The sequence below is a fragment of the Lacticaseibacillus pantheris DSM 15945 = JCM 12539 = NBRC 106106 genome (genome assembly GCF_001591865.1).
GTDB classification, from domain to species: domain Bacteria; phylum Bacillota; class Bacilli; order Lactobacillales; family Lactobacillaceae; genus Lacticaseibacillus; species Lacticaseibacillus pantheris.
The window spans coordinates 1-8,097 of the sequence record NZ_BCVS01000104.1; the positions used below are offsets into that span (position 1 = coordinate 1).

Consider the following 8,097-nt stretch of genomic DNA (forward strand, 5'->3'; position numbering starts at 1 on the left):
GTTACACCCCGGCAGTGGTTACCATTCCGACCCCACAGCCTACGCTCGTCAACTCGGCCGACGCGGCCTCACGTCACTCCGGCAATTGCATCTCAGGCACGTTGCCGCCCCCTTAACTTCCAAATAGTAGGGTAACGAAATTTGCTGTTCGATTATGAATCTTATGGAGTGTACCCGTACGTTTGAGGCAAACTAGCAGGCCTAATTGGTTGGTTTCCAAAGAGGGTGGCAATACTGAATTAGGTTAAGTAGGCGTGACTAATTTTGAGGCGACGGGTAGCTATCACATAGTTGTATATGGCCCGGATTAGCGCATTCTTCCTCGGCCGGTAGTAGTGTGACGGAATCGTTTTGTATAGCATTTACTCTAGTGGACGGTGCAGGAATCAAGTTAATTGTGGACCTGCGTCGTCGTTATCTTTGGCGCCCAAACGTCTGTGTCAATATGCACGAATTAACGTGAATCCGTGGGAAGCCCGGCACGGGCTGGAGCGTGCGGGTGCAACAATCACGGCGGAGGACACGTAAGCCGCAGCCCCCAAACCCGGCCGCATGTTCGCACACACCAACCTAAGACCACACGCAAAAAAGGGCTGGCACCCCAACATGGGTTCCAGCCCTACTTTGCGTACACAATTACTGCTGTGCGCTGATGACGATGTGGTCGTCGACCAGGTCGGCCTTGAGCGTCTTCGCGTCCAGGTGGTCGAGGTAGAAGTCCGTGACGCGGTCGCGGATGTTCTGCTCAATCACACGGCGGAGCGGCCGTGCGCCCATCGCCTCGTCGTAACCCTGCTCGATCAGCCAGTTCTTTGCGTCGTCGCTGACCGTCAGCGTAATGTCTTTTTTCGCCAAAGTCGTGTTGACGTCATCCAACATCAAGTCGACGATCTTGCCCAAATCCGCCTTGGACAGGTGGCTGAACTCCACGATGCCGTTAAACCGGTTGAGGAATTCTGGCCGGAAGTACGGTGCGAGCCGTTCCATGAGCGTCTGGTCTACCGCAGCTTTGCCGGTTAATGCTTCATTACCAAAGCCGGCGTTGGAGGTCGCGATGATAACAGTGTTCTTGAAGTTGACCACGTTACCCTGGCCGTCCGTCAAGCGGCCGTCATCCATTACCTGCAGTAACAACGTCAGTACCTGCGGGTCGGCCTTCTCGATTTCATCCAGTAGCACGATGGAGTACGGGTTCCGGCGTACCTTTTCGGTCAAAGTGTTGTTGTTGTCGTTGTACCCGACGTACCCGGCGGTAGTCCCAATCAGCTTGGAAACCGCAGTCCGGTCGGAGTATTCGGACATGTCGAGCCGGATGATGGCGTCCTTGTTGCCAAAGAGGTCGCGGGCCAGCTGCTTGGCCAGTTCCGTCTTACCGACCCCAGTTGGGCCAACAAAGAGGAAGCTGCCAATCGGACGGTTGCCTTCATCAAAGCCGGCTCGGTTCCGACGGATGGCGCGGGCCACCATATCGACGGCCTCATCCTGGCCAATCACCTTGCCCTTGAGCCGGTCACCAATACCCTTCAGCCGTTCGATGTCGGATGCACCCATCTGGGCAACTGGGATCCCGGTCAGCCGTTCAACGGCAGCGGCCACGTCATTCGGCGTTGCCGTAACCTGGTCAGGTGTGGCCTCGTCACTGTTCAACTGCTTCTGCGCCGCAGCCAGTTCGTCCTTCAACTTGGCAGCCTGTTCAAAGTCTTCCTTCTGGGCCGCTTCGTCCTTCCGCTGCGTTAAGTCCTTGATGTGGTCCTCCAGGGCGACTTTGTCCATCACCGGGTGCTGGGCCGCTAGGTGTGCGGCCGTCATGTCCAACAGGTCGATGGCCTTGTCGGGCAGGGAGCGCTGCGGAATGTACTGCACCGAGTAATCCACGGCTGCGTGCAGCACGTCGTCTGGCAAAGTAACGTGGTGGTGCTGCTCGTACAGCTTGCGGACTCCCTGCAAAATCTTGAAGGTGTCGTCGGCGCTTGGTGCGTTAATGGTCACGTCGTTGAACCGGCGTGCTAGGGCGGCGTCCTTCATGATGGTGTTGCGGTATTCGTCCTGGGTGGTGGCACCAATCACGGTGATTTCACCACGGGACAGCGCCGGCTTGATGATGTCGGCGAGGCCCTTGCTGCCATCCTCGCCACCGGTAGCGCCAGCCCCGAGAATTTGGTGAATTTCGTCGAAGAACAGGATTACGTTACCGGCCGCCTGCACCTCTTTGATTAAATTCTGAATGTTTTGTTCAAAGGAGCCACGGTACTGGGTGCCGGCCTCCAAACTGGATAGGTCAATCGAGTAGATTTGCTTGTCCTTGACTGCTTCCGGAACCTTGCCGGCCACGATGGCCTGCGCCAGCCCTTCAACCACCGCAGTTTTCCCGACACCGGCGTCACCAACTAGAATCGGGTTATTCTTGGTCCGGCGACTGAGAATTTCAGCGGTTTCCTGAATCTCGTGTTCGCGACCGATGACCGGATCCAGCAGGCCAGACTTGGCTTCTGCGGTCAGGTTGCGGCCGAGTTTTTCCAGGGTGCCACCTTGTTTCTGGGCGGATTCGCCGGTTTGATCTACCGGGATCTCGTTAGTCGACTGTGCGGGCAACTTACCAGTAGAGCGGTATTGTGCAAACTCGTCGGGGGTCATCTCGTGGCCGTTGACGACGTAACGCGCGGAGCCGTCATTGCCCATGCGCCGCATTACCTGGTTGAAAAAGTCGTCCATGTCATTGTTGAAAAATGGGTCTGAAAACTGTGCCATAATGTTTCCCTCCTTCAGGGTTGTGTATTTGCTTAGTTGGGTAAACAGGAGCACCGCTCAGGGCGTAGAAAAAGGTATCACCGACGTGGTGGTACCCATGCTTCTGCTTATTCAACTGGCAGCCGCAAACAAGTTGCCTCACGTCGTTCTCTTGTTTACATAATGTATTATCGCACCTTTTTAGCACTCTGTCAACTTGAGTGCTAAAATTCGGCAAGCGGTAGCAATTCAAGGGCGAGTACCATTAATAGAAGACTAACCATCCTGTCTTATTGAGAAACCCAGCAATACAGAGTGTGAATACAGGCGGGCAGATAAATGGTTGTTTGAATTAATTACCGCAATTAATCAAGTGGTTAATGAGGGTATCTAGGCAGAAATTAAAAACAGACTAATTAAATGTAAGTGTCTAAAAAAGCCTCTGTAAAGCGATTCAAAACGGGCAATACCGTCTAAAAATGACAAAATCCATTGCAATCAGATCACGACTTCACTTATAATCTACTTAGCACTAAAGTTTTAATAATTTGTATTTTGCTGCTGCCAGAAGCTGATATTTGTGGGGAAATGTCGGGCTTTGCAACTTGTTTGAGTTGTTGTGTCCTGTTTCATTAACAATATCGGATACTGTCGGCTTTTTTGTTGGACATGTGCAAGGCAGGGACGCCAACCATTACTAATAATGGTTAGCGCGCCTGTTGCGTTGTAGTTTGGATCTGTGCGGGTTAACTACGCATAGAGTAGCTACTTTGAAAGAAGAGGTGTATGCACTTTGATGAGATTAATTAACATGAAGCGCAACCGGAATGCGAAGAATACTAGGTACCGCATGTATAAAGACGGCAAAAAGTGGATTTTTGCCTCATTATTCATCGCCGCAACTGCCCTTGGCGGTGGCGCGGTCCTTGGTTCTGCGCAGCCCGTTTCCGCTGCGGAGGCTGGGGTTGCCGTTACGGCAGCGTCATCAGCCGCGGATAATACTGCGGCGTCAACGGCCGCGGACACTACGGCCTCAACGGCATCATCAGCTGTTGGGTCCTCATCCGCCACTGCGGCCAGTACCGCTGTTACTTTGAATACTGATGCGGCGATTTCTTCCGCATCGGCTAGTGTTGTGGCCGCGTCTAGTGCGGCTTCTTACGCTACGTCCATGTCTGCTATTGCGGGTACGTCATCAGCGGCTTCACTCGCCGCTTTGGCCAACAACGCGTATAGCGAAGCACAGACACAGTACGACGCAACCGTGAAGTACGCTAGTCTGGCAGCTATGTATGGCTCGCAGGGTAACGCAGCCTCTGAGGAAGCTGCATCCACGGCAGCTGACTCGACGGCGGCGGCTGCATCCGCTGCTGCTGCTAAGGCGGCCAGTGCCGCAACCGGTGCTGGATCCGTTGCGGTAACCGCTAACGTTGCCAATGCCGGCAGCTTGGCCAACACGGCTGCATCTACAGCGAATAGCGCATCGTCATTAGCAAGTGTAGCTGCAAGCAATGCGGCCAACGCTTACACGGCGATGCGCTACGATTCGTCGAACACGTCGGTTAAGCAATACTACGAAGCTGCCAGTTCTGTGGCGGTAGCTGCTTCCACAGCTGCATCACAGGCACAGGCATTGGCTTCGTCTGCCGCGATGTCTTACCAGTTCGCGCTGTCGGCTGCCCAGGCGGGTGATGCTGCAACGGCGAACAGCTACGCAAATCAGGCAATGTCATACGCAACCGCATCGACGAGTGCGGCTACCGTGGCAGCTTCCGCAGCTTCCGCCGCGGCTGCCAACAACTCTTCGGCGTCTAGTCTTGCAGTTTCTGACGCGGCGACCCAGATTACGACTTCTAGCTCAGCCGCCGCTTCCTCTGCCAAAGTAGCGTCGAGCGCTGCCGCATCCGTGGCAGCAATTACGACCACGCAGGGTAGTGCATACGTTAAGTCGGCCAATAGTTACGCCGCCCAGGCATCATCCGCGAACGTGACGGCGGCATCCTACGCTGCTACATCATTGACGAGCGTAGTGCAAGCATACTCGCTAGCCACCGTTACGAGTCAGGCCGCTGCTTCCGCTGCGTCGTACTCGGCCCAGACGGTTTCTGCTGCCAGCTTAGCCGCGCAGTACAATGCGTCGATGGCGAATACACCGCAATCGGGGTCTAAGAACGCATCCGCCACTTTGGCTGCGAACTCTGACGCCATTACGTTGGGCAGCAGTGCCACTTTAACGATGTCTACGTCAAATGGTTTTGTGTTTAAAAACGATGAAGCGTACACAATCTACGAGTCGACTGATGGGACTAACTGGAACACGGTAGGTTCTGCAAGTTCATTCACGTTTACTCCTTCGTACTCAGGAAACTATTATTTCCAAGGTTACTACACGCTTTCTGGTGGATTTGGTCAGTCCGGTCGCGCTGCTACAAATATCATCACCATCGTCGTAAACAACACCAACGGCTCATACCCGTCACAGGCTAGTTCATCAGCGACGGTAGCCTCCAGTGCAGCTAAGGACGCCTCAACTGCTACGTCAGCGGCAACTAGCGCAGTCAACAATATGACTAGCAACGCCGCCACGACGTCTGACTTGAACGCCTCGTTTGCTGCAAGTAACGCTAAGGCTGCGCAAACCAGCGCCCAGAGGGCATCCACTGCCGCTTCGAGTGCAGCAGCTGCAGCTTCCACGGCCGCAAGTAATGCATCGAGCGCCCAGGCTGCTGGTAACTACTCCTCAGCAGCATCGTACGCCACGGATGCTTCCACAGCTGCTTCCACTGCATCGAGCGCCGCAATTGTTGCGGCATCGTACAGTGCGGTGGCCGTATCCAACGCGGAGAATGCTATTCTCCTGGCTGCTTCAGCTACCGCGTCGTCGTCAACCGCGGCGTACTTGATTAAGAGTTACGCATCTAATGCATCCTCAAGTGCATCGCAGGCTGGTTCCTTTGCAAAGCAGGCACAGTCCTCCGCGACCGCGGTCAGCAACGCCTTCGTGGCTCAAAGCGCTGCCTTCACTAGCGCTGCCGCAGCGTACAGCACGGCCGCTAACTCATACAGGAGCCAAGCTGCTTCCTTAGCTGCAGTCGCATCGAGCGCCGCCGTAGCTGCTTCCACGGCAACCACATACGTTCAGGCGTCTACTGCTGCTCAGACTGCTGCTACCTACAACAGCATGGCATCCGAAGCGTACAATAACGCATCGCAAGCGACTAGCAACGCGATGGCCATTATCTTTAACGCCGAAAGTACCGCTTATAACAGCACCGCGGCCAGCGCGGTTAACAGCTTGGCTAACGTTAATACGGCAATTAGCGCGGCACAATCGATTGCTAAGTCCGCTGCCGCAGTAAGCAATAACACTACTTTAGGCTCCAGTTATGCTGCTGCAGGCCTAGCCTATGCATCTCAGGCATCGTACTACTCCACGCGAGCGGTCGCTGATTCTACTGCTGCTTCCAGTGCTGCCTCCGCTGCCGTTTCTGCTGCATCAGCTGGTGATTACGTTGCGGCGGCATCGTTCGCCGCAGTATCCAGTTCCGCAGCCACAGCCGCAGTTGATGATGCCAGCTTTGCTAGTTCGACTGCTATTTTGGCTACAGCAGCCGCTTCCAGTGCAGCTGCCTACAGTGTCGACACATCGTCCGATCAACGCGATCCTTCTGGTGATGCGTGGATGTGGGGTAACATGGGTGTTACTTCCGGTAATGTGACTAACCCTGCTGATCAAAACGCTGTAGTCGGCAAGACGGTGACACTTTCTGCTTCGTTTATGCAGTCCGTCTTTCTCAGCGATTGGTTTGGGATTGCCGCAAACTGGTACGTAAACGTTGACGGCACATGGATGACTGCCGCCGATGCCCAAACTGCTGGTTACATTTCCAATTTGTCCACCACCAGTGAAAACTGGATTGGGACATACGGGACTAAGTCCACAATCACCTTTACCAGCAATACGGCTCAGACTATTCTAGCCCAGGCGGTGTACAAGGGTACTCTGCTTGGCTGGACGGGTCTTACGGCTGGAGCAAGCACTGTTGCCCAGGTCAACTTCTACGCCAATGATATCATTGCGACGAACGTGACGATTGATGGTAACGACTACGTTTACACCGGTAACACTTACCAATTTAGCGATACCACTAACCCCGATAACGCAACTGGTACGGTGACATGGGCATCAAGCAATACGGACGTCGGTACGATTGACAACAATGGTACTTTTACCGCTGTGAAGGCGGGGACTACATTGCTGACAGTCACTGTAACCAATGGCGATGGTACGACTGTGAGCGCCTCGAAGATTGTTACGGTTGGTAATGGTCTGGAAGACCAAACCGCCAGCGTGGGCGATCACGTAACCTTCACACCAGAAAACCTGACGGACCTGACCAATGGTGGAGACACTTCAGCGAAGGTTACGTATCAGTGGTACAAGACGCAAAATTCCGATGGGTCAAACGGTGTCGCCATTGACGGCGCAACCGGGTCTACCCTCGACTTGGGTAATGTCACCCTAGACGATGATGCGTACTACTATGTGGTTGCCACCATTACTTCCAATGGTAAGACCAACCAGTCAACGATTGGACCTGCAGAGTTAACGGTTACGAGCCAGTACACAATTCAGGCGTCGTCTTCCGCTTCTAACGCTGCAGTTAATGCAACTGATGCCGGCACGTTTAGCAGTATCGCTACTAGTTACGCAGGTGTTGCTGATAAATATGCAGATGCTGGTAGTGATGCCAGTGCTGCTGCAAGTTCGGCAGATAGTGTCGCAGTTGTCGCTTCGACAGCTGCATCTGCAACATCATCCGCAGCAACCGTAGCCTCTAGCGCCGCTACAGCAGCATCCATTGCAGATGCTGCTGGTAACCTATCCGCAGCTTCTTCATATGCTGCCGTAGCTTCGGCTGCTGACAGTACCGCAATTCAGGAAAAGGAAGTTGCTCAAAGTGCAGCATCCGCCGCAATGAGTTACGCGAGTGCTGCAAGTACCGCGGCAACAAGTGATGATAGCTCCGCCGCATCATCCGCAGCTAGCTCTAGCGCAACCAACGCTGGCTCCTACGCAAGTGCCGCGTCATCGAGCGCCTCGGTAGCATCGAGTGCCGCATCGACGGCTAGCTCCGCCGCTAGCGCTAACCCAGACAACACCGAGATTTCGTCGGCTGCCTCGACTGCGTCGAGCGCCGCATCGGACGCATCCAGTGCGGCATCGGTAGCGTCGAGCGCTGCTTCTGTAGCTAGTTCCGCGGCTTCAAATGGTGACGCTTCGACAGCTTCATCAGCTGAAAGTGTTGCATCAAGCGCCGCTTCGGTAGCATCGTCGGCCGCTTCGGTTGCCGAATCTGCTGCTTCAAC

At 54.5% G+C, this 8,097-nt stretch carries 2 protein-coding genes; one reads left to right on the forward strand and one right to left on the reverse strand.

Features of this window, described 5'->3' with window-relative positions; genetic code table 11:
* Positions 1-636 precede the first annotated feature (636 nt).
* Positions 637-2,748, reverse strand: a complete 2,112-nt coding sequence (locus tag LPA02S_RS09580) for an ATP-dependent Clp protease ATP-binding subunit (RefSeq protein ID WP_056957044.1) — start codon at positions 2,746-2,748, stop codon at positions 637-639.
* Between the two features lie 775 nt (positions 2,749-3,523).
* On the opposite strand from LPA02S_RS09580, the gene LPA02S_RS09585 reads away from it, so the two are divergent.
* The coding region (locus LPA02S_RS09585) for a KxYKxGKxW signal peptide domain-containing protein (protein ID WP_225354996.1) at positions 3,524-8,097 on the forward strand (4,574 nt) is incomplete at its 3' end.

Coding starts and splice junctions, on each gene's coding strand:
- LPA02S_RS09580 (WP_056957044.1), bottom strand. CDS start 2,748: ATGGCACAGTTTTCAGACCCATTTTTCAACAATGACATGGACGACTTT.